The organism is Mesorhizobium sp. G2-6-1 (genome assembly GCF_055809095.1).
In genome coordinates, this window is record NZ_CM147896.1 from 595,457 (window position 1) to 618,214 (window position 22,758).

Genomic DNA, 22,758 nt, shown 5'->3' on the forward strand with positions numbered 1-22,758 from the left:
TTTTCCCCACGCCACAAGTAGAAATATGCGGCGATACAACCAGAGATACTCATTTCGATGGTATCTTGATGGTGCTCATCAATGTGGAATCCAAGCTGACAGCAAGGACGGTTCACCGTCTACCGGCGCAATCAGGAATTGTCCACCTTCGAATCGTTCTTGACCGCGGCAAATTATTTCAATGGATTTCGCGAAGCGCCGCATCGCCGGATCCCCTGCCAAAAGCGGTTGCAATCAAGATTCGGACGTCCTTGGCAATGCTCATGGTGTCCAGATACCGCCTATCCGCTTGTGCGAGTTTTTCAGGCATGGACATATCGATAGCTGACAATTGTGCAATGCCTGTAATGCCGGGCCTTGCACTGAAAACCCCGAGCGATCGCCTCGCAGCGATGACTTCATTCTGATTGGGCAGACAAGGTCGTGGTCCCACCAAGCTCATGTCTCCGCGCAGAACGTTGATCAATTGGGGGAGTTCATCCAACTTGATCGACCTGAGCCGCCGACCCACAGGCGTAATCCATGACCCGGCCACTTCGTGCGAGCCAGCAACTGGAGCACCAGTCGCCATCGTGCGGAATTTGTAGCATTTGAACAATCGCTCGTCGCGTCCGACGCGAGGCTGGACGAACAATGCGCCGCCGGGCGATGATTGCCTGATCCACAAGGCAATGATCAACATGACCGGCCACAAAACCGCCAAGGCTACACCGGAGATAACGAAGTCAAAAAGCCGCTTCAACGCTCGCTCCGTTTGAACACTGCATTACCTTCACTTCCCATAAAGTCCGCGCCCGACTTCATGATCGCCTCTTTGGCCCGTCGGACAGGTTTCCAGGAGAAGGTTTCTTGAAATCCACTTGAATCGATCTCCAGATCGCGAAAAAGACGTTGCCATGCCTTGTCTTTACCCAACAACCGCAAAGCTCCACTCATGACGCTTTTCGGTACGGCGAAAAGATGAACCGGCACATTCATCCCAGCACGAAGCCACGTGATGATTTGCCGAAGACTGACAGCCTCGTCGTCGGCTATCATGAAAGATCCAGAGGTTCGTCCTTCTTTGGGCATCGTCAACAGATGAGCGACCCCATCTACCAGATTGTCCGCCGAAACGAACGTACGGCGATTATCAATCGAGGCGAACGGCAGAGGTGCCTTTGACGCAGCCAAGCGTTGCAGCAAACGCCAATTTCCCTGCGCATCTCCGCCATAGACGAGCGGGGCGCGCAAAACGACAACGGTTTTATCCAGTTCCGTTAAACCCAGAACATGCTTTTCGGCTTCACGCTTGGACTTGCCATACTGCGAAGCAGGGTTTGGGTGAGTGCTGTCATCTACCGGTTTGCCTCTCGTTTCGTCGCAAAGAGCGAAAACGGTAGACATCAAAATAATGAGTTCGACGTCACTGGTGCCAATTTGCTGCGCAAGACGTTTTGTCCCTCTATCGTTGACTTCGGTCAAAACCTCATCGGCAACACCAGGCAACGGGACCTGAGCAGCCAGATGAACAATCCTATTGCAACCCTGAAAAGCTTCCGTCCAATCAGTGTGCGCACTGATCGAACCAACGCCAAAGAAATTGACATCCCCACCCTCGAACCAGCCTTTGTCGGTCCGACCTGCCAAATTCAACCGATGACCATCGGCAACGAGACGCGTGACCAGTTTCCTGCCGACAAAACCGCTCGCACCGGTTATCAATACCCTATTTGCGTTCGACATGTGCACGTTCCCTGTTCACGATAGTCTGTGCGATATCGCAAAAGTTGAAATAACTCATGGCTGACTTGGTGCATAAGACGTAATGTCGTCTTAAGAAAGATGACGACTCGTCATTTGCGGTATCTTTCTTGCTTAACCTGCCGATTGATATGAGTGCCTCCGTATGATCTTCGACAAAATCGTTGCCAAGATACATTTCCGCCGCACTATAGCTGTGGCCAATGACCTAATCGTGGCCGCATGCGCGTTCATTCTTGCTTATGTTACCGTACTCGGGATCGAGGGAACCCTGTCACTCCCGGGGGTTGTCGAAAAGACAGCGAGTTTTGTTCTGACGAGTGCGATTTGCTTCATCATCTTCTCGACCCATCGTGGTTCATGGCGCTACGTGTCGGTCCTTGATCTGGTGACCATAATCAAAGCCAGCTTCTGTGCGGTCGTTATCTATACGGTGGGTGTATTTTTGGTTAGCCGCGGATCGAATGTGCCGCGCTCCGTGCCCGTCTTGTCGATGCTCTACCTGATAGCAGGTCTCGCAGCACCACGCCTCGCCTATAGGCTGCATCTGGAACAGAGCCTGAATCCAATCACTACGATTAGGCGGCGCTCTCAGAATACCCGTTACGTCCTGCTTTATGGTCTGAACAGTGCCGCAGACACATTCATAAGATCAACGCGCAGGGATAGTGACCGCGACGTAACCGTCGCTGGCGTTATAGACGACGGTCGTACGTCGGAATCAATGATACAGGGCGTACGTGTGCTGGGCTCCATGTCTGACTTCGAGCAGATCGTTGCGAAATTTTCGCGCCAGGGGATTCAGGTTACCGAACTCATTGTAACGGTGCCCGACATTCACCGCGAGGTTCTTGGTAAGATTGTCGAGCGAGCGACGCGGTTGGGCATCGTGGCTTCACGACTGCCGTTGTCAACTGATACCGCAGTGATCACGAAGAACGGTCTCATCGCATCAAAACCGATCGAACTGGCAGATTTGTTGGGGCGACCTGAAATAAAGACGGACCTGAAAAGCGTCGCGGCGATGATCACAGGGAAAACCGTTCTGGCGACAGGTGCGGCCGGCTCGATTGGCAGCGAGCTTTGCCGCCAGATCGTTGCCTTGGGGCCACGCGCCCTTATCATCACTGACAGTTCGGAATTCCATCTCTATCTGCTTGATATGGAACTCCGTAACCAACACCCGAACGCAAGAATCATCACACGGATCGCGGACGTTCGCGATAATTCGCGAATCTCAAGACTCTTCAAGGAATTGTGCCCCGACCTCGTTTTTCACGCGGCAGCGCTAAAGCACGTTCCAATGATGGAATTAAATCCATTGGAAGCGATCAAGACAAACCTTTTCGGTACTCGCAATGTGGCCAATGCCGCCTCGGAAGCCGGAGTTTCCACGGTATTGATGATTTCTACCGACAAGGCGGTCAATCCAACCAGTATCATGGGGGCCACGAAACGCGCGGCTGAAACCTATTGTCAGGCGCTCGACGTTTCTTCTGGCGATACGCGGTTCCAAACCGTCCGCTTCGGAAATGTTCTTGGTTCGAATGGTTCAGTGGTTCCACGCTTCCAAAAGCAGATTGCCAGGGGCGGCCCCATTACGGTCACTCACCCCGATATTGTGCGCTTTTTCATGACCATTCCAGAAGCCGTGCGATTGGTTCTGCACGCAACGGCGCGGGGATCTATTGAAGAAGCCGAACGCGGCAAGATAATGATTCTGGACATGGGTGAACCCGTCCGGATTGTCGACCTTGCCGAGCGCATGATTCAGTTGGCGGGATACAGACCGCATATCGACATCAAGATCGACTTCACGGGATTGCGGCCAGGTGAGAAGCTGTATGAAGAGTTGCTCGCCCCATCCGAGGCATCTCACGAGCAAACCGAAGCAGGTTTCATTGTTGCCAGTTCGTCAATTACCGACAAGACGTTCTTGAACCGCATTCTGACCAGTATGGAAACTGCCGTATTGAATGAAGAGAAGGACAGGGCAGTCGAATTGCTTTCACGCATCGTCAATGACTACCAACCACAGAAAGAAACGGCCACGGTTGAGTCCGATCCGGACGCGATGTCGGGCTGAACTTGGCCATACCGGTTTGCACCATGCGCCAAAATCGGCTCAGCTTTCCGTCTTTCATCAAAGCGATAAAGGTCGCACAAGCATTGTCAATTTTACCTGTGCGACCCTTCAATCTTTTCTGAAAAGTCTTTTTTACTGTTTACGCGGCAGGAGCGCCCACAGGGCCGGCACGAGGCTGGCAGCCAGTGCAACCTTGATCAGATCAGGCAAAACAAATGGCATGACGCCGAACTGGAATGCCTTTTCGACACCGATCAAGCCCGACAACCAGGCAAAGCCCATCGTCATCATGACGATCTCGGCTGCGAGAACTGCGCCGAACAATTTGAACGGGTTGCGATCCCATCCGCGGTCAGCTGCCCAACCGACAATGGCCGCCATAACCACGAAGCCGGCCAGATATCCGCCCGTCGAGCCGAGCATATAGATAATGCCAATGCCTTTTTCGGGTGTGCTTTGAAATACCGGAAAGCCCATCGCGCCTTCAGCTAGGTACAACAGCAGCGTGGCCACGCCGAGGCGCATGCCAAAGGCTGCCGCGATCATGAATATCGCGAGCGTCTGAAGCGACATATCGACCGGCCCCAGAAACACCTTGGTCTTTGCCGATAGTGTCAGCAGCAATGTCGCCGAGACTGCGAGAATGAGTTGGACTGCCAATCGGCCAATGCCCTTTTCAGGCAAGGCCAGCGAAACAAGTGGGCGCATAGTTGTTGCAATTGCCATGATCTTCCTCAATCTGTTTGGCGCCGGCGCGGTATATGCGCGACGCGTTTCCCTATATTGGCTTCCGTGCTATGCGGCAATCGCTATTGCCCGTTTTCACACCAAAGCATCGCATAATCATGAACCTCGATTTCGATAGAAGTTTCATACCGGCCTATGGGGATGCGGTGGCGGTTGCGCCAAATATTTTGCGAATCACAGCCCCCAATCCTTCTCCCTTCACGTTTCACGGGACGAATAGCTACATTGTCGGGCAAGACACACTGGCGGTTATCGACCCCGGTCCCGACGATCCGAGCCATCTGCACAGCTTGGTCGAGGCGATTGCCGGCCGGCCCGTCAGCCATATTTTTGTAAGCCATACACATAAGGATCATTCGCCGCTGGCGGCAAAGCTGAAAGCGGAAACAGGCGCGCTCATTCTGGCCGAAGGGCCGCACCGGCCCGCACGCCCTCTCCAGACCGGCGAAACCAATCCGCTGGATGCCAGTGCAGATATGGATTTCGTACCCGACAAAGCCTTGCCGGATGGCTCGCTGATCGACGGTGACGGCTGGGCGATCAGGACGATCCTGACCCCCGGCCATACGGCAAATCATGCCGCCTTTGCGCTTGAAGGACAGGGCATTCTGTTTTCCGCCGACCATGTCATGGCATGGTCGACAACCATTGTCGCACCACCGGATGGTGCCATGTCTGATTATATGGCCTCACTCGATGCGTTATTGGCACGCGGCGACGACCTGCTGTTGCCGGGGCACGGCGGGCCAGTGACCAAGCCGCAGGCCTTCATGCGTGGCCTGAAAGCGCACCGCAAAATGCGCGAACGCGCCATAATCGAACGGCTCAGAAGTGGTGATCGAACGGTTCGGGAACTGGTTGAAGCCATTTACCGAGACATCGATCCGCGCCTGCATGGGGCGGCGGCTCTTTCCGTGCTTGCACATCTGGAAGATCTTGTCGGTCGAGGATTGGTGAATACCGACGGCACTCCCTCCATCGACGGCCTCTATCAGGTTGCAAATTAACGCTCCGATCTGCCGATTTCTCGAACACGCGGTTGCGCCCTTGAATGTGATGTCACTGTGCCGTGACGACACCCGCCTGTTCGGCGACTTCCTGATCCAGTTGCGCAAGAAAGCTGACTATTCGGTCCGCATTGTCCCCCAGGTCATGATTCCCGAAACGCGAAGCCGATCTCATGTCGACAGAAGTCGTTTCGCCATCGCTGGTGATACGGATCGCTACATCGACGGGAAGATCCAGTGCAAAGCTGGTTGCTGTGGCGCTAAGGACAAGCTTGGCCATGCCATCGACGGCAACTGGCAAAGGCATGGCGACTTGCCATCCCTGACTGTGCAAAACCGTCTCAACCGCATTCACGGTTTCATCAAAGGGCAGGTCGTAGCGGCGGCCCGTTACAAGAGGGTAGGCTTGCACCTGCAAGCGACGTTCACCCGGTGTCGGCTCGGCATGGATGTTCGCCATATTTGTCTGGGAAGAGCCAAAGGCGGGCGGATCGTCAAGGTCGGTCGAGATGTCTCGCAATGGCGGATAACTGCTTACCCAGTAGGCGGCAATTGCGTAGGGGGTCAAAACCAGCATGGCGATCAGGAAGCCTGCGGTCAGGTCATGCCCGCCCCGGTCACCGAAATTCCAAAGCCTTGAAAAGGCATAGCCGGCAAGTAGAACAGCCAAAGCCGCAAGAAGGGCAACGATTGCCAGCACCCAGAGAAAAGCCGGCGTTTCGACCAGATGGTAGTGGTGACCGACCCAGACGGTCACAAGCAGCACGGCAGAAAACGTAGCGATGCCACGAGACCAGCCAGCAGCCTTCGACGTTTGCCTCTCAAAATTTTCGGTCATCGTTCGCCGCGCCCACCCTCAAGATCACGATGATTCAGGATCGAATCGATCCAAAACCATGAACGTGATCGATTCCATTTAGTCGCCCGATGCTCTAAGGCATCAAACGTCAAAACTGAACGCCTTTGACAGCAAGATCACAGTTGTATCGGGCGATCCTTTTGCGGCACCCGCTTCAAACGGTCGGCAATTGGTAGTCTTTGAACTGTTCACGCAGCACAGTCTTTTGAATTTTGCCGGTTGCAGTGTGCGGAATTTCCGCGACGAAAGCCACGTCATCAGGCATCCACCATTTCGCCACCTTGCCCTCGATGAAGCCGATAATATCGGCCTTTGACGGCTCCTTGCCGGACTTTCGCACAATGACCAGAAGCGGGCGCTCGTCCCATTTGGGATGGCGAACACCAATAACGGCGGCCTCGGCCACATCCGGGTGGCCGACCGCGAGATTTTCAAGATCGATGGTCGATATCCATTCACCGCCCGATTTGATGACGTCTTTGGCCCGGTCGGTAATCTGCATGTAGCCACTCGGGTCGATATGGGCGACATCGCCCGTGTCGAACCAGCCCTCCTTGTCGAACTGCTCCGCCCCTGCCCCACCATAGTAAGCGCGTGCGACGGCGGGTCCACGAACCTTGAGACGACCAAATGTCTTGCCATCCCAGGGATGTGCGTTGTTTTCGTCGTCAGTTACCTTCATTTCAACGCCGAATGGCGCAAAGCCCTGCGTCTTTTGAATATCAAGGCGCGCATCGCCGGTCAGGTCGGCATATTCCGGCTTGATCGTACCAAGCGTGCCAAGTGGCGACATTTCGGTCATGCCCCATGCGTGAACAACCTCGACGCCGTAATTGTCCTGGAATTTCTGCGTGATCATGCGCGGGCAGGCCGAACCGCCAATTACTACCTTGTTGAGATAAGGAAGCTTCTTGCCGGTTTCTTCCAGATATTGCAGCAACATCAACCACACTGTCGGAACAGCCGCGCTGAACGTCACTTTCTCGCTATCCAGCAACTCATAGATCGAAGCGCCATCCATCTTCGCGCCCGGCATGACAAGCTTTGCGCCAATCATGGGCGCGGCTTGCCCGATGCCCCATGCATTGGCGTGAAACATCGGTACAACCGGCAAGATGACGTCGCGCGACCCGATACCCATGGCATCGGGCATCGACGCTATCATGGCATGGAGCACATTCGAGCGGTGGCTATAGAGAACGCCTTTCGGATCGCCCGTCGTACCAGACGTGTAACACATGCCTGCAGCCGTGTTTTCGTCAAACGTCTTCCACTGGAAATCACCATCTGCCTCAGCAATCCACTCCTCATAGGACACCACATTGGGCAAGGCGGTTGCCGGCATGTTTGCCTGATCGGTCAAAACAATCACTTTGGTCAGCGATTTCACCTGTCCCGCGATCTTCTCGACCAGCGGCATGAAGGTCGGATCGACAAAGATCGCCTTGTCCTCGGCATGATTCATGATCCAGACAAGCTGCTCAGGAAAAAGGCGAGGATTGAGTGTGTGATAGATCGCACCAACCCCCATGATGCCATACCAGGCTTCAAGATGGCGGGCCGTGTTCCAGGCCAGCGTTGCAATGCGGTCGCCTAGGCCAAAGCCATCGCGCTCAAGCCGTTGTGCGACCTGCAGTGCGCGGCGGCGCAAGGCCGCATAGGTCGTGCGCAAAATGGGACCTTCGATCGAACGTGAGACTATCTCGCGCATGCCATGTTGAGCTGCCGCGTTGTCGATCAACTTGTGGCAAAGCAATGGCCATTCCTGCATCATTCCAAGCATGGTGTTCCTCCCAGCGCGCATTTTGGAACGAACCAGAAAATTGTCCAGCCTTTCGAGTACGAATGCGCCGCGTATAGGCCGAATTGTCGATATCTCGTGCCATATTGCGGCCACGGTCGCCATAAACTCTTATTGGTTGGGGTGCGCGCTCGGCCAATTGCAAGAGGTTTGCATGGACGCACAGATAGACGAAAAGGCACTGGAGAAATCGCTGGCTGACAGCCTCGAAGGCTTGGCAATGGAAACCGGCTCGGTTTCGGAAGACGAATTCGTCGAGATTGTTGCCGGCGCACTGGAAGCGGTTGGCGGAACGCTGCTCTTCAAACTGCGCATAGACCGCGAGCATGGCGGTGAACATGTGGCAGCCGCGTGTATCGGCGAAGAAAACAGCCGCCAGTTCCTGCTGCTCACATTGCCGGTCAGTGGCGGCGCTCTAAAGGTTGAAACGGCGGCGCAAAGCGCAAACCCGGTAGCCGGTATTGCTGCGGCTTACGCCGGGTTGATGGACGTGTTTCAGGTCGCCGCCTGATCAGAACCCGGTGCCACCTTCATTGGAGCGGATGAGTAAATTTGAGCGCTGGTTTTCCGGCCGAACGACCAGTGATGCTCACTCCTTGCTGATCGCTGCCTGGGCTGCTGCCAATTTGGCAATCGGCACGCGGTAGGGAGAACAGGAAACGTAGTCCAGCCCAACCTGCTGACAGAAATGAATCGAGGCGGGATCACCACCGTGTTCACCGCAGATACCAAGCTTGATGTCGGGACGTGTCGCCCTGCCCTTTTCCGCGGCCATCCGCACCAGTTCACCAACGCCATCGACGTCGATCGAGACGAAAGGATCCTGATCGACAATGCCCTTCTGGCGATAGGTTTCAAGGAACGAAGCCGCGTCATCGCGTGAAATGCCGAAAGTCGTCTGGGTCAGGTCGTTGGTGCCGAACGAGAAGAATTCGGCCGTTTCGGCAATGACGTGCGCGCGTATTGCGGCACGCGGCAATTCTATCATCGTTCCGGTAAGATACTCGATCTTGACGCCTGTTTCCTCCATCACGCTTTTGGCCACCGCATCAATGCGCGCCTTCACATAATCGAGTTCCTTCACCAGACCGACCAATGGCACCATGATCTCGGGAACAATGAGTTCGCCAGCCCTTCGGCCTGCCTCTACGGCTGCTTCAAAAATCGCGCGCGCCTGCATCTCCGCGATTTCCGGATATGATACCGCAAGCCGGCAGCCACGATGGCCAAGCATCGGGTTGAACTCATGCAGGGTTTCGGTGCGCTGACGCAATTTCTCAGCCGAGACATTCATGAGCGTTGCGACTTCGGCAATCTCCTGTTCCGTCTTGGGCAAGAACTCGTGCAGCGGCGGATCGAGAAGCCGGATCGTCACCGGCAGGCCCGCCATGATCTCGAACAGTTCGATAAAATCGGAACGCTGCATCGGCAACAGCTTGGCAAGTGCTGCTCGCCTGTCCTTTTCCACATCGGCGAGGATCATTTCGCGCATTGCGGTGATGCGCTCGCCATCGAAGAACATATGCTCTGTGCGGCAAAGGCCGATGCCTTCGGCTCCAAAGGAGCGCGCCATGCGCGCATCAGCCGGGGTCTCGGCATTCGTGCGCACCGTCATGCGCCGTGCCGTGTCCGCCCACTCCATGATGGCGGCAAAATCACCGGACAGTTCCGGCTGCAACATGGGTACTGCGCCTTTCAGCACCTGCCCGTTGCCGCCATCAATCGTAATCACATCGCCCTTCTGGAAAACGGTGCCAAGCGCGGTGAGCGTTCCCTTCTTGTGATCGACGCGCAACGAACCGGCGCCCGATACGCATGGCTTGCCCATGCCGCGCGCGACAACGGCTGCATGGCTGGTCATGCCGCCGCGCGTCGTGAGAATGCCTTCAGCGGCATGCATTCCGTGTATATCTTCAGGGCTTGTCTCGACACGGACGAGAATGACTTTGCGGCCCTGCGCCTTCATATCCTCGGCTTCGTTGGACGAGAAAACGATCTCGCCGGTCGCAGCGCCCGGTGACGCGGGAAGGCCGATGCCAATGACATTGCGTTCGGCCTTCGGGTCGATGGTCGGGTGGAGCAGTTGGTCAAGCGAAGCGGGGTCAATACGCCCAACGGCCTCCTCTTTCGAAATCAGGCCGTCTCTTGCCATCTCGACGGCGATCTTCAAAGCCGCCTTGGCCGTGCGTTTGCCGGAGCGCGTTTGCAGCATCCAGAGCTTGCCGCGTTCGATGGTGAACTCAAGGTCCTGCATGTCGCGGTAGTGCTGTTCCAGATGATTGGAAATCTCCACGAAGGAATCGAAAGCGCCCGGCATCAACTTTTGTAATGATGGCTTGTCCGATCCGGCAGCGATGCGCGCGGCTTCGGTAATGTTTTGCGGCGTACGGATGCCGGCAACAACGTCCTCACCCTGCGCGTTTACCAGAAACTCGCCGTAGAGCATGTTTTCGCCGGTCGACGGATTGCGCGTGAAGGCAACGCCGGTGGCGGATGTCTCTCCCATATTGCCGAACACCATGGCCTGAACATTGACCGCAGTGCCCCAGCTTTCCGGAATGCCATGCAGGCGCCGATAAGTTATTGCGCGTGCATTCATCCAACTATCGAAGACCGCGCCGATTGCTCCCCATAATTGCTCGCGCGGGTCTTGGGGAAACGGCTTGCCCTGCTCCTCCTCGATCCTGGCCTTGTAGAGCGCGATGACGCCCTGCCATTCCAGCGCCGTCAGTTCCGTGTCGAGTTCATGGCCAAGGCTGGCCTTCTGGTCTTCAAGAATTTCCTCGAAAACTTCGTGGTCGAGCGACAGAACGACATTCGAATACATCTGGATAAAGCGGCGGTAGCTGTCATAGGCAAAGCGCGCATCGCCAGAATCGGCGGCCAGCGACTCCACCGTCTCGTCGTTGAGGCCGAGATTGAGTACTGTATCCATCATGCCCGGCATCGAAGCGCGCGCACCGGAGCGGACCGATACAAGCAGCAGCTTCGCGGGATCGCCGAAGCGGCGGTCTGTCAGGCGGGCGATATGGTCAAGTGCCGCCTTGATCTGATCGGCAAATGCGTCGGGATAAGTGCGTTCATTATCATAATACCAGTTGCACATCTGTGACGTGATGGTGAACCCCGGAGGTACCGGAAGGCCAAGGCTGCACATCTCTGCAAGGTTCGCGCCTTTGCCGCCGAGAAGGCTCTTGTCATCTGCGCGACCTTCCGCTGCCCCGTCGCCGAAGGTATAAACCCACTTGGTCATGCCTGATCCTCAAACCTGCGGAGTTTGACGGAACCCCTTTGGAACCGCCCCGGCGAGCGATAAAATGCCGAGCCATGAAAGGCAAGGCGATCATGGCCAAGTCGGCGCCTACAATCGATTAAGAGAAATTCAGTTGGCCGGACTTGCCGTTTCCCTGCGTCAGTTGTAGAACGTATCAGGAACAAATAAGCGCAGGTTGAAATAATGAAACAGACCGGCAAGCTCGACTATCTTGAAATGTCTGCGTCCGGGGGAACGCTGGACAGCGTCAAGGCATTCTATAGCGCTGCGTTTTCGTGGTCGTTTACCGATTTCGGGCCGGCATATTCCGCATTCGATGAGGGGCTTGAGGGTGGGTTCCAGACTGATGCACCAGCCAAGCCGCTGCCTGTTCTTTATAGCGAAAACCTCGAAGAAACATTGAGCGCGGTTCAAAATGCCGGCGGCACTATCATCAGGTCGATATTTTCATTTCCCGGCGGCAGGCGATTCCATTTCGCCGATCCGGCCGGAAACGAGCTTGCAGTGTGGGGGCAATAGCCTGATCGGCACCCCAATGAAAAAACTGGTCTATGACAGTGCTTCAGCGGATTGTACTTTTGATCGGCTCTGCCTATAAGGCCGGTCGTGATCGGCAATAATCGTCGATAGTTGGGGCGTCGCCAAGTGGTAAGGCAACGGGTTTTGATCCCGTCATTCCCAGGTTCGAATCCTGGCGCCCCAGCCACACCTCTATTTTCCTATGTTTTTCAATCACTCCGTAAATATTAGAAAATGCTAAATGTTACATACGAGTGGATGATCTACATGGCACCCCGCGTATGGAAACCTACGCCACCAGCCAGCCTATATCCGGGGAGCATTTGCGCCGGGCAATGTCTTCTCATTAATCGGCCAAGCGGCCATGGTTATGACCACTGTCTGCCAATGTTTCGATGACACGGCATTCGCAGACGCGTCCGCGCCCACATTCATCAACGGTGCGCTGCAATTCCGCGCGAAGCATGGTCAGGTGTGCGATTCGGTGATCTATACCGGCAATGTGCCGCCTCGCCATTGCGTCAACCTTCGCGCATGACTGGTCAGGCTTGGCATTCATTGCCAGTAACTCACGAATGGCATCTACCTCAAAGCCAAGCTCGCGCGAGTGACGAACAAAGTTAAGCTGGGAGGTATGGCTGTCATCGTAACGGCGTTGCTGGCCTACCGTGCGCGGTGGCGAAGGCAAAAGCCCTATCTGTTCGTAGTAGCGGATTGTTGGCACTTTGACCTTGGTCCGTCTCGAAAGTTCCCCTATTGAAAAATTCATCACAGAGCCTCTTGAACCTCTAGTGACTATAGGAAGTATTGTGTCTCGGTTAAAGGAGCATTCCATGACCGATCCGTGTTGTAATTCCGAAACGGACGCCTGTTGCGCCCCGCCGTCGCTGGTGCTTCCTTCGAAAACCGTCCAGCATCAAGCCGGAGACGGATGTTGCCCGACTGGGGTTCCCGTCTTCGACGGAATGGACTCACGCTACAAGCTCATTCTTTGGACGGTCATCGGCATCAATGGAGTGATGTTTCTAGTGGAGATGGTCGCCGGCCAACTTGCCGGATCGCAGGCGCTCAAGGCCGATGCACTGGACTTCCTTGCCGATACCGTAACCTATGGGTTGAGCCTCGCCGTCATCGGAGCATCCCTGCGAACCCGCGCCACGGCGGCGCTGTTCAAGGGCCTATCACTCTTTCTGATGGCGCTTTGGGTTTTCGGTTCCACGATCTATCGGACGTTTGTCCTTGGGACTCCTAGTGCCGAAGTCATGGGCGTTATCGGCCTTCTCGCCCTTGCCGCCAATGTGGCATCTGTTCTGTTTCTGCTGCCTTACAAGGACGGTGACGCCAACGTGCGTTCTGTTTGGCTCTGTTCGCGCAACGATGCCATCGGCAACGGCGCGGTGATGCTGGCGGCAATAGGCGTTTGGGGAATGGCGTCCAAATGGCCTGATTTGATCGTGGCGGCAGTCATGGCCGGAATTTTCCTAACTTCCTCCATCCAAATCCTTCGGCAAGCGTGGAATGAATATCGGGAGGGACAACGCTCGCATCCTTTAGCTGCCGAATAGCGCAACGAAAAAGCCCGCCTGGGTGAGCGGCAGGCTTCTGGTCAAACGGTGAGGATCGGGCGGCTAGGCGTTCATAAAGATTTCGCTCACTTCACCGACGATCCTTTCGGCAAGCTCATATGCGCCAATATCAGGATCGGCCATCGCGTCGTCGATCAACCGACAGTGCTCCAGGCGATTGTTGAGGACAATCGACCGGCCTCCGACCTCAATGGTCGGATGCTTCTATCAGGCAGTCAAACGGCTCCAACGCAGCATCAAATCGCCGCAAATATTCCGGCGCCTCAGCCCGATGGCTGCATCTCCCCATCAATCGACCCAGTTTTGTCTCAGTTGCGCTACTCCCGGATACGCAGGTGAGCCGGTTAGCCAATGTTGCATGCACAAGGATGCAGTTCGGTGAGTTTTCACAACGGGTGAAGTCCGTCGATGATCTCCAAAGCGCGGGCAGCAAAGCGACCTGCGAGCGGCGCGACGTTCTCGGCATTGGCACCGGCAGCATTTCCCATGCGTGCGCGGTCGGCTATTCCCACGAAGATGACGGCGAAACGGAATAGCGCAAAGACGATATGAAATGGCAGCAGCGCGGAACCCTGCCGCGCATGGGTGAAATAGTGGTCTGTGAACTCTGCCTGTAACGGAATTCCCAACTTCTGCCAATCCAGACCCAGAATGCCACCATATTCGTCCGGCGAGGTGTGCCATGGCATGCAACAAAAACCGAGATCGGCTAGCGGATGGCCAAGTGTGGAAAGCTCCCAGTCGAGGAGCCCGATGACTTTCGGTTCCCTTGGATGGAACAGCATGTTACCAAGCCGGAAGTCACCATGGACGATGGAAATCTGGCCGTCGTCCCTGGGAAGGTTTGCTGGCAGCCAATCCACCAGCACGTCGAGCGCGGCAATGGGACCGCCAGGTGAATCGCGATACTGTTTCGTCCAGCGTCCTATCTGCCGTTCGAAATAGTCACCGGGTCGACCGAAACTTTCAAGGCCGATGGCGTCGGGGTCGATTGCATGCAACTTCGCCAGCGTCCTGGCCATGCCAAGATAAATTCCGCGCCGCTCAGTTGGCGACAAATCGGGCAGCGAACTCTCATGGAATATCCGGCCGTCGAGGTGCTCCATCAGGTAGAACGGCGTGCCGATCAGGTTACGATCTTCATGATAGAGGATTGCCCGCGGTACCGGCACATCGGTAGCGGATAGCGCATTGAGCACCCGAAATTCCCTGTCAATGGCATGCGCACCGCGCAGGATCGGCCCAGCCGGTTGCTTGCGCAAAACCATGTCGTGGCTTCCATAGCGAAGGAAGTAGGTCGGATTGGATTGGCCGCCGGTGATTCTGTCACATGAGAAGGACGCGCCAGCCTCACCGAAATGCTTCGCGAGGAATTGCTGGATCGCAGCAGGGTCAAAGTCGGGGGCTGTGGCCGTTTGTGCGTTGTTATGATCTGTCACGGGCGCGCTCCTCCTCAGTGCCCCTAAGTGTGCAGTCCCGGCATTTGATGGATTGGATTGATGATGAAACTTGCATCGTCGGCCATCATGCTACGCCGCCTGATAGCGCCATTCCATCCGGGGCAGGTTGCTCGTCTGTTGCCGTATCCCAGCGCCAGAACTGCGGCCCCTCCTCGTCGAGGGAACGATTGAGCACCATTTTGTGCACCTCATCCGCGCCGTCGACCAGACGTGCCTGGCGCGCATAACGATAAATCCATTCCAGCACGGTGTCCTTGGAATAACCCCGCGCACCGTTGATCTGGATCGCAATGTCGGCCGCGTCGTGCAGCACGTTGGCGACCTGTATTTTGGCCATGGAAATCTCTTTGCGCGAAAAGCTGCCGCGATCCATAGCCCATGCTGCCTTCATCACCAGCAGCCGGCCGATTTCGATGCGCATGGCGATATCGCCCAGCATGAGCTGGATGCTTTCCCGGTCTGCCAGCCTTTGGCCAAATCCCTGGCGCGTTGCAGCATAGGCGCGTGCAATTTCCACACACCGCTTGGAAAGGCCAAGCCAGCGCATGCAATGTGTCAACCGCGCCGGGCCGAGCCGGGCCTGCGTCACTTTAAGCCCCTTCCTTCACCGAGCAGGATGTTTTCGGCGGGAATTTCGAGCCCGTTGAATTCAAGTTCGCAATGACCACCATGTTCTTCCGGACCCATGATCTCGATGCGACGCAGGATTTTCCACCCCGGCTGATCCTTGTGGAACAGAAACGCCGTCAATCCATTGCGTGCATCGTCGGAGGTCCGCGCGATCAAGATGAAGTGGCCTGCCTCTTCTGCCCCAGTGATGAACCATTTGCGGCCCGTCACGACGTAGATGTCGCCGCGCTTTTCCGCTCGTGTTTGAATCATCGACGGATCGGAACCGCCGCCCGGATGCGGCTCGGTCATGGCAAAGGCCGAGCGAACGCGACCATTGACAATGGGCTTCAGCCAGATTTTCTTCTGCTGTTCCGTTGCGAGTGCTTCCAGCACCATCATGTTGCCATCATCGGGCGCAGCCGAATTGAAGACGACCGGCCCGAAAATCGAACGGTTCATCTCCTCATAGCATACGGCCATTCCCACCTTTCCCAGCCCTACCCCGCCGGTAGCGGATTTCAGTTGCAGGCACCACAACCCCTCAGCCTTCGCTTTGCCTCGCAAGGCGGCAAGGAGATCCTGCGAGATGTTGCCGTGAGCGTCAAAGGAGGATGGGGCACTCTCCAGCGGCAACACTTCGCTATCGACAAAATCGGCAATGCGTTGGCGGAAATTCTCAACCTGCGAAGTGATCTCGAAATTCATGGTTTCACCTCAAAGCCACCCGAAGCGCCGGCGACCAACGCAGTCTTGCCGGAATGTTCGGTAAGGGGCATAAACATGGGATCCTTAAAAAATCGAACGAGCGCTCGTTTTTTTAAGCTCAAAGAATGCATCTTGCAAGCCGGATTCCTGTCCCGGTAATTTCGGTGGTACTGGAAACGTCTGCGTTGGAGAGTACCGTCAATGAATGGAGACACCTTGACCATCTCGACTGACGTGCAGATGCTCAACCTCTTGACGATGGAAGCGATATGCGGGCGCATCCTGAAACGGAACCGCGCCACCATCAGCGTTCAAAAACCGCATCTGGCTGTTGCCAATCTTGCCCGCATCATGCAGGCGACGCTCAAGCTTTCAAACCATAGCGGCTTCCATGCGATGACGCTGCGCGATCTCGCCAGAGAAACCGATCTCAGCACGGGTGGCCTCTACTCCTACATTGCCAACAAGGAGACGCTGTTGACAATGATCCTGCTCGAGGTCTCGGACACGGTGAGCGTTACGCTGACCACACCGCCGGCTACGTTGAACGACGATCCGGTGGGCCTGATGCGATGGCTGATCGAAACCCACATCCGGCTGACGGAAGCGATGCTCCCCTGGTTCGTCTTCGCCTTCATGGAAGCCAAATCATTTCCCGTACCGGCGCGTAAATTGGCTGTCGACAGCGAACTTGCGACGGAAGCCGTATTCGAGACCGCGATCAGGAGCGGAATAGATAAAGGGGTCTTCCAGGTTCACGACGTTGAACTCGCAGCGTCGCTGATCAAACCGCTGTTACAAGACTGGTATGTCAAACGCAGCAAATACAGAAAACGGAGTGTCAAGATAGAACACTACATCGCCGCCGTTACAGGATTTGTCGAAGCAGGATTGAACGTATCCTCCCCGCCCAACGGAGCTGTCGCATAATCGATATCAAATCCGATGGTCGCGACGAGCCGGAACGTGTCGAGAGTACCAGGGATGGCTGGATAATCACCTGGCAAACACGATCCCCAGACAGGATCAATCTTCATCGGAAAATATAAACTGGACTTGTCCAGGCGCGGGTTCCGTCTTCGAGGGTGACGCGGATATAAATGGGGTTATCTCCGTCATCGTGCAGAGCCAGTGAACGGTGGAAACTGTGGGCAAAATGTGCGTTTTCATCTGGCAGCCGGAACAATTTGAAGAAGCGCGGCAGGTTCGCCGAAGCATCATATACGATATCGTCGATCCCTATTTTCTCGATCGGAATATCGAAGGAAATCAACGGCGTCTTTACCGAGAGAATGCCCGCTGCAAAATCAGACAGAACGATGTCCGCGCCGCTAAAATTGCCAGTCGTCAGCGCCTCCCAGCGGACCTCTCCCGGCCCAGTTTGAATGAGCGTTTTATCGGGGTTGAAGAAATTGATCGGAGCTGCCGCTTCGATCCTATTGCCGGAAACAGTTGCCTCGCCATCCCAGATGACTTCCCGGAAGCGGCCGCGATATTCCGCGCCTTCCCAATGCAGGCGGATTCTTCGACCCAAGTCTTCAGACGAGTAGGGGCGTAACGTCTCCGTCAATTCAAGGCCGTTGAAAATGTCGATCCGTTCGATCGGTGATTTCGCCTGCACTGAAACCGCCAGTTCTGCACCACCGTTTTTCAGATGCACGATATCGCCCATCATCGCCTCGTTCCCCGCGAAGGAAGGAGCATCGCTCAGCGCTGGATCATCGTGGTATATCGCGGCTTCCATATCGAAGCGGATTGCAAGGTCGATAAAAACACGACCGGCATCTCCGCCGCTCGTCCCATAGTGGCGCCGCTTGCGCATACAATCGAGCAATTCGGGGCGTGACAATTCAGCCAGGTTGAAACATGTCAGACCGCCAATAGCCCCGAATTTCCCCGCGCCAGGATAACTCGCGCCGGGCCGGCCTTTATGGCCGTCAGAATTGGCGACGATGCCGACCCGATAGCCTAAGCTGAATGCATCATGCACGAGCCATTCAAAAGTTCCCCACGATGAATGCACTTCCACAGATCGTTCGAAACGGCCGTCATGGGCAAGACCAATATCGGCGTAGCGCCCACCGCAATGGGCATAGCAAACAACATCGAATTCCTCATCCTGGGCAAATGCCCTGAAAAGCTCATCAGCTGTGAAACAATCGGTGTCATCCTTGTTTCCACCCTCGATCAGCGCATGGGAGGAGCGGCGAATGACGCGTCCTTCGCTGGGAAAGAACACGTTGCGATCCCCTCCAAGTGACGTATTGCCCGACCATTCATAGCCCGGAAGCGCCACGAAGCGACCAGGTTCGTCGAATTCTGCCGTGATGCGGTTCAACTCACCCCAGAATTCATCCGTGATCTGGAAATCATTACCCTGATGGCCACATGCATCGACCCAGGCTCGATCTCGGGCGAAGGCGAAATAGGCGCGCGCGCTGCCGGTGCCAATGGTCTCTTCGGACTGCCCGTGCATGTCAGCCCAATAATGCACCAATTCGCAGTCCTCGATACGCAACGGGCCGGTTTGCGCCACGATGGCGCCCGCCGCATCCTTCAGCTTGATTGCCACAGTGCAGGGTGTGTTGACCCGCAGGCCCGAAAGCTCAGTCAGAAAATCGCCTGCCTTGAGCGTTATGCTCTCAGGCAGTCCTTCGATCGGACCATTGGGCTCGAGCCGGAAGGTGTGGTTGCAGCCAGCGGATGGATTGCCCCATCTGTCCTCGCCCTTGAGTTTCAGCGAAAAGTCTTGGCCGGGGCGGCGCAATGTCGGCAGCATCGCGATGAACCGCACCGGCGGGCCCGGCACGATAGCAACACTGGGCTGAACCGGTAGAGGTTGGAAATTGAAGGTCGCAATCGGGTCCACTAGCACCCGGAATTCGAACGTATCCTCGCAGAAGGTTTGCAACCGCATCCCCGGACCGCCATGATCGGTTACCCCGAAACGGGCGGTGATCGTGTCACCCTCTTGCAGGAATCCTTTGACAACCTTGATCCATAGCGTCCTGTCCCAGGGGCGGACGTTGCCTTTCGGGTCCCAGCGGAGTTGTAGAACTGCGCCATTTGAAGCATCGACGGTGCAATATCCCGCTCCCGCTGGATCATCAAACTGCGGGCTACCCTGGTCTGAGGCGAAACGGAAGCAGATGCGCAAGCTGCCCGAATCGTCGATCCCAAACAGACCCGCCGTGTAGATGAGTGTGAACGACGCATAAGACCCAGCCTCGAACTGACCAGACGGGGAAATTTCGGCATGACCCAATTCCTCTGGCCGGATTGCATGACGCACCACGCCACTGTCGATCTCTTCCCAAGGGCGCGGTGGCGGGCAGTGCCGGTTCTCGTTCATCTCATACTCTTTGCATCTGAAAAGACGGGCGCGCCTTCCCGTTGATCGTTGGCCATCGAAATCATCCCCTCCAAAATGGAACCTACTGAAAGTGCCTCGCTGAATCGATAGATCCTGCATCAGGCCCAAAGAACATCGCGTCTAAAGGGATTCATGCAGAGTGCTTTAAGCCTTTGTTTTTGTGCATGTCGCCCAAAACCGCTGCACACTCTTGGGCGACACGCACTAACGGCCAAGCCGCACATCAATCTGATCCTTGCTGAAGAAGGAGTGTCGGCTGCCCGGACCGAGTAGTGTCACTTACGCACGCCTTAGAATGTTTCGTTTTTTTCCCGCTCGCTTTTTGTCACTTTAAAATCAGGCATTGGCTGCGTGAAGCATATCCACTCATTCCGAAATGGCAAAAGGCCTGGGGAATATGGAGATCAACTTGAAGAATGACGAACAATACCGGCAATGCAATTCGACCTGGACACCCGCATTGGCAAATCATCGGATGACGTTTGAGAGTGCTGTCGATACATCTGGAGATCAATTTCGAGCGGCAATGCGGAGTTTGCCTGGTGGGGTGACGATTGTTACTGCAAGGCACTTGAACGAAAGAAGAGGGCTTACGGTAACTGCTACATGTTCGGTGTCCAGCGAACCGCAGCTTTTGCTCGCATGTATCAACGGCCACTCTGAATGCTGTGATTTCATCATTCGTTCGGGAGCATTCGCAGTAAACATTCTCGCGGAAGACCAGATTTCACTGGCGAAGCGGTTTGCTGGCATGGACCAGCTTCATGGTGAAGAACGTTTTGCGAAGGGCGATTGGACAACAAGCCCGATCGGGTCTCCCCTGCTGGATAATGCGATCACTTCATTCGATTGCCTGTTGCATGATTTTGTTCAACAAGGCACCCACTTTGTATTTTTTGGTTATATAAAGACGATAAGCGGTATTCGTGACGCAAAAAGCCTCATTTACAAGGATAAATGCTTCCATCATGTATGATAATACTATTTCAACATCAATTATATTGACTGATTTATGTTACCGCAAATCAACTTGACACCTCAAACGCGGTGGATTTGAAGCTCGTTTCATTTGATTTCGAGATCTCCGATGCGAATTTCAGATTCGGCACACCGGCTGCAATGCACACTCCTCATAACTATGCTAAGGCCTGCTGAGTGTCAGCGTGCGAGGCTGGTGCTCAACAGACCCTCGGCCACAGGTTCAAATTCGACACGGTCAAACTTGGCCACACGGTTTGGGAAATTGGCGCCGCGGCGGCCTCGGTTCGTTGGCTGGCGAATGCTCTGGTTTTCAGCTTTGGTCCGATGATTGTCTTCCATCGCGAAGTCTGCGGCGCATGGACCTACGCCTGCAAGCTCGTTACTAAAGCACACCGCGCCTGAGTGGATTCATGCAGGGTGTTTTAAGCCTTTGTTTTTGTGCATGTCGTTGTCTGAAAAACCGCTGCACACTTTTGGGCGACATGCACTAGTGCCAAGTGAGAATTGAATTATTAGAAGGACTTGAGTGAAGTAATGACGGATATTCTGGACTACCCATCGACGCAACTTTTCATCAATGGAGTGTGGCGCGGCGGTATCGAGGGCAAGACCATCGAGATACTCGATCCGGGAACTGACGAGACAATCGGTACGGTTGCGCATGCAACGAGGGCGGATCTGGACGCTGCACTTGAGGCAGCAGATCATGGCTTCAAAGTGTGGAGCGCAATGTCGGCGTTCGAACGGTCGAAGATCATGCGCAAGGCGGCCGGTCTGTTGCGCGAGCGCAGCGACCGTATCGCCGCGATCATGACGCGCGAGCAGGGCAAGCCGCTGACCGAAGCAAAGATGGAAGTACTCAGCGGTGCCGACGTAATCGACTGGTTCGCCGAAGAAGCGCGCCGCACCTATGGGCAGATAGTGCCAGCCCGAGCATCGGCCGTGATGCAGATGGTTGTGAAACTTCCGGTCGGCCCGGTCGCAGCCTTTACACCCTGGAATTTCCCGATCAATCAAATCGTTCGCAAGCTCTCCGCAGCGATTGGTGCTGGCTGCTCGATCATCGTCAAAGCCCCGGAAGAGACACCCGGCGCGCCTGCTGAACTGATCCGCGCCTTTGACGATGCCGGCATTCCTGCCGGTGTCGTCAACCTCGTTTATGGCGTACCAGCAGAGATCTCCGAATATCTCATTCCGCATCCGGTTATACGCAAGATCTCCTTCACCGGCTCGACGCCTGTTGGCAAGCATCTTGCCGCGCTTGCCGGCCAGCACATGAAACTCGCCACTATGGAACTCGGTGGCCATGCCCCGGCGATCATCTTCGACGACGCCGATCTCGATAAGGCCGTCAAGGTTCTGGCCACCGCCAAGTTCCGCAATGCCGGGCAGGTCTGCGTGGCACCGACGCGCTTCCTTGTCCAAAAGGGCGTCTACGGCAAGGCCGTGGCCGCATTCACCGAGGCCGCCAAGGCGATCAAGGTCGGCTATGGCATGGAAGAGGGCTCACAGATGGGTCCGCTTGCCAATGAGCGGCGCATCCCCGCTCTCGAAAGCATGATTCAAGAGGCTTGCGAAAGCGGTGCGGAACTGACGACAGGTGGGCATCGTATCGGCAACAAGGGCAATTTCTTTGAGCCGACTGTTCTGTCGAATGTGCCGACTTCGGCACGCATCATGAACGAAGAGCCATTCGGGCCAGTCGCATCGTTCATGCCGTTTTCGACGCTTGATGACGCTATCGAGGAATCGAACCGCCTGCCGTTCGGCCTCGCATCCTATGCGTTCACGGGGTCCGCCACGACGGCCCAGCAGCTTGGCATGCGCATCGAGGCGGGCATGACGACGATCAACCATAATGGTCTTGCTCTTCCCGAGGTGCCGTTCGGTGGCGTCAAGGACTCCGGTTATGGAACCGAAGGCGGCTCGGAAGCGATTCAGGCATATCTGACATCGAAAATGATCTCCCATTTTGCGGACTGATCACTTTGACGCAAACAACCGG

17 protein-coding genes, 1 tRNA gene and 1 pseudogene are annotated in these 22,758 nt (G+C 55.6%); 9 read left to right on the plus strand and 10 right to left on the minus strand.

Annotation, left to right across the window (positions count from 1 at the left end; translation table 11 throughout):
* Nucleotides 1–178: 178 nt before the first annotated feature.
* Both AC0L7S_RS02875 and AC0L7S_RS02880 read right to left on the minus strand, forming a co-directional pair.
* On the minus strand, nt 179–742 hold the full coding sequence (locus AC0L7S_RS02875; protein WP_473472987.1) for a sugar transferase: 564 nt from the start codon (nt 740–742) through the stop codon (nt 179–181).
* Complete coding sequence (locus AC0L7S_RS02880) at nt 739–1,725, minus strand: NAD-dependent epimerase/dehydratase family protein (RefSeq protein WP_473472988.1); 987 nt, start codon at nt 1,723–1,725, stop codon at nt 739–741. The genes AC0L7S_RS02875 and AC0L7S_RS02880 overlap by 4 nt, the downstream gene beginning before the upstream one ends.
* A gap of 163 nt (nt 1,726–1,888) precedes the next feature.
* Here AC0L7S_RS02880 and AC0L7S_RS02885 point away from each other — a divergent pair, with 163 nt between their 5' ends.
* The gene (locus AC0L7S_RS02885; RefSeq protein ID WP_473472989.1) at nt 1,889–3,829 is read left to right on the plus strand and encodes a polysaccharide biosynthesis protein; all 1,941 of its coding nucleotides are present in this window, start codon (nt 1,889–1,891) and stop codon (nt 3,827–3,829) included.
* Nucleotides 3,830–3,961: 132 nt separating this feature from the next.
* On the opposite strand, the gene AC0L7S_RS02890 is transcribed toward AC0L7S_RS02885, so the two are convergent.
* Nucleotides 3,962–4,555, minus strand: a complete 594-nt coding sequence (locus AC0L7S_RS02890; protein ID WP_473472990.1) for a biotin transporter BioY — start codon at nt 4,553–4,555, stop codon at nt 3,962–3,964.
* A gap of 119 nt (nt 4,556–4,674) precedes the next feature.
* Here AC0L7S_RS02890 and AC0L7S_RS02895 point away from each other — a divergent pair, with 119 nt between their 5' ends.
* The gene (locus tag AC0L7S_RS02895; protein ID WP_473474150.1) at nt 4,675–5,583 is read left to right on the plus strand and encodes an MBL fold metallo-hydrolase; all 909 of its coding nucleotides are present in this window, start codon (nt 4,675–4,677) and stop codon (nt 5,581–5,583) included.
* Between the two features lie 52 nt (nt 5,584–5,635).
* Here AC0L7S_RS02895 and AC0L7S_RS02900 read toward each other — a convergent pair whose 3' ends face one another.
* On the minus strand, nt 5,636–6,421 hold the full coding sequence (locus AC0L7S_RS02900; RefSeq protein WP_473472991.1) for a DUF1499 domain-containing protein: 786 nt from the start codon (nt 6,419–6,421) through the stop codon (nt 5,636–5,638).
* A gap of 175 nt (nt 6,422–6,596) precedes the next feature.
* Nucleotides 6,597–8,225, minus strand: a complete 1,629-nt coding sequence (locus AC0L7S_RS02905) for a fatty-acid--CoA ligase (RefSeq protein ID WP_473472992.1) — start codon at nt 8,223–8,225, stop codon at nt 6,597–6,599.
* 172 nt (nt 8,226–8,397) lie between these two features.
* Here AC0L7S_RS02905 and AC0L7S_RS02910 point away from each other — a divergent pair, with 172 nt between their 5' ends.
* The gene (locus AC0L7S_RS02910) at nt 8,398–8,754 is read left to right on the plus strand and encodes a hypothetical protein (RefSeq protein ID WP_473472993.1); all 357 of its coding nucleotides are present in this window, start codon (nt 8,398–8,400) and stop codon (nt 8,752–8,754) included.
* 78 nt (nt 8,755–8,832) lie between these two features.
* Here AC0L7S_RS02910 and ppdK read toward each other — a convergent pair whose 3' ends face one another.
* Complete coding sequence (ppdK, locus tag AC0L7S_RS02915; protein ID WP_473472994.1) at nt 8,833–11,496, minus strand: pyruvate, phosphate dikinase; 2,664 nt, start codon at nt 11,494–11,496, stop codon at nt 8,833–8,835.
* A gap of 204 nt (nt 11,497–11,700) precedes the next feature.
* Between ppdK and AC0L7S_RS02920 the strand changes: the two genes are divergently transcribed.
* Both AC0L7S_RS02920 and AC0L7S_RS02925 read left to right on the plus strand, forming a co-directional pair.
* A complete protein-coding gene (locus tag AC0L7S_RS02920) occupies nt 11,701–12,036 on the plus strand; it encodes a VOC family protein (RefSeq protein ID WP_473472995.1) in 336 nt (111 codons plus the stop codon).
* Between the two features lie 112 nt (nt 12,037–12,148).
* Nucleotides 12,149–12,223 (plus strand) — tRNA-Gln (locus tag AC0L7S_RS02925).
* Nucleotides 12,224–12,382: 159 nt separating this feature from the next.
* Here the strand turns inward: AC0L7S_RS02925 and AC0L7S_RS02930 are convergent.
* Nucleotides 12,383–12,805, minus strand: coding sequence for a MerR family transcriptional regulator (locus AC0L7S_RS02930; RefSeq protein WP_473472996.1), 423 nt, complete (start codon nt 12,803–12,805; stop codon nt 12,383–12,385).
* A gap of 64 nt (nt 12,806–12,869) precedes the next feature.
* Between AC0L7S_RS02930 and AC0L7S_RS02935 the strand changes: the two genes are divergently transcribed.
* Nucleotides 12,870–13,601: a cation efflux transmembrane domain-containing protein gene (locus AC0L7S_RS02935; protein ID WP_473472997.1), complete on the plus strand. Its 732-nt coding sequence runs from the start codon at nt 12,870–12,872 to the stop codon at nt 13,599–13,601.
* A gap of 407 nt (nt 13,602–14,008) precedes the next feature.
* On the opposite strand, the gene AC0L7S_RS02940 is transcribed toward AC0L7S_RS02935, so the two are convergent.
* Nucleotides 14,009–15,061: a phosphotransferase family protein gene (locus tag AC0L7S_RS02940; protein ID WP_473472998.1), complete on the minus strand. Its 1,053-nt coding sequence runs from the start codon at nt 15,059–15,061 to the stop codon at nt 14,009–14,011.
* 85 nt (nt 15,062–15,146) lie between these two features.
* A pseudogene (locus tag AC0L7S_RS02945) lies at nt 15,147–16,399 on the minus strand (acyl-CoA dehydrogenase family protein).
* 201 nt (nt 16,400–16,600) lie between these two features.
* Here AC0L7S_RS02945 and AC0L7S_RS02950 point away from each other — a divergent pair.
* Entirely contained in the window at nt 16,601–17,329 is a 729-nt protein-coding gene (locus AC0L7S_RS02950) for a TetR/AcrR family transcriptional regulator (protein WP_473472999.1), read from the plus strand.
* A 103-nt stretch (nt 17,330–17,432) separates the two neighbouring features.
* Here AC0L7S_RS02950 and AC0L7S_RS02955 read toward each other — a convergent pair whose 3' ends face one another.
* Complete coding sequence (locus tag AC0L7S_RS02955) at nt 17,433–19,751, minus strand: DUF3604 domain-containing protein (RefSeq protein WP_473473000.1); 2,319 nt, start codon at nt 19,749–19,751, stop codon at nt 17,433–17,435.
* A gap of 430 nt (nt 19,752–20,181) precedes the next feature.
* Here AC0L7S_RS02955 and AC0L7S_RS02960 point away from each other — a divergent pair, with 430 nt between their 5' ends.
* Together AC0L7S_RS02960 and AC0L7S_RS02965 are read left to right on the plus strand one after the other, a co-directional pair.
* Complete coding sequence (locus AC0L7S_RS02960; protein ID WP_473473001.1) at nt 20,182–20,748, plus strand: flavin reductase family protein; 567 nt, start codon at nt 20,182–20,184, stop codon at nt 20,746–20,748.
* Nucleotides 20,749–21,287: 539 nt separating this feature from the next.
* Nucleotides 21,288–22,736: an NAD-dependent succinate-semialdehyde dehydrogenase gene (locus tag AC0L7S_RS02965; RefSeq protein WP_473473002.1), complete on the plus strand. Its 1,449-nt coding sequence runs from the start codon at nt 21,288–21,290 to the stop codon at nt 22,734–22,736.
* The last annotated feature ends 22 nt before the right edge of the window (nt 22,737–22,758 follow it).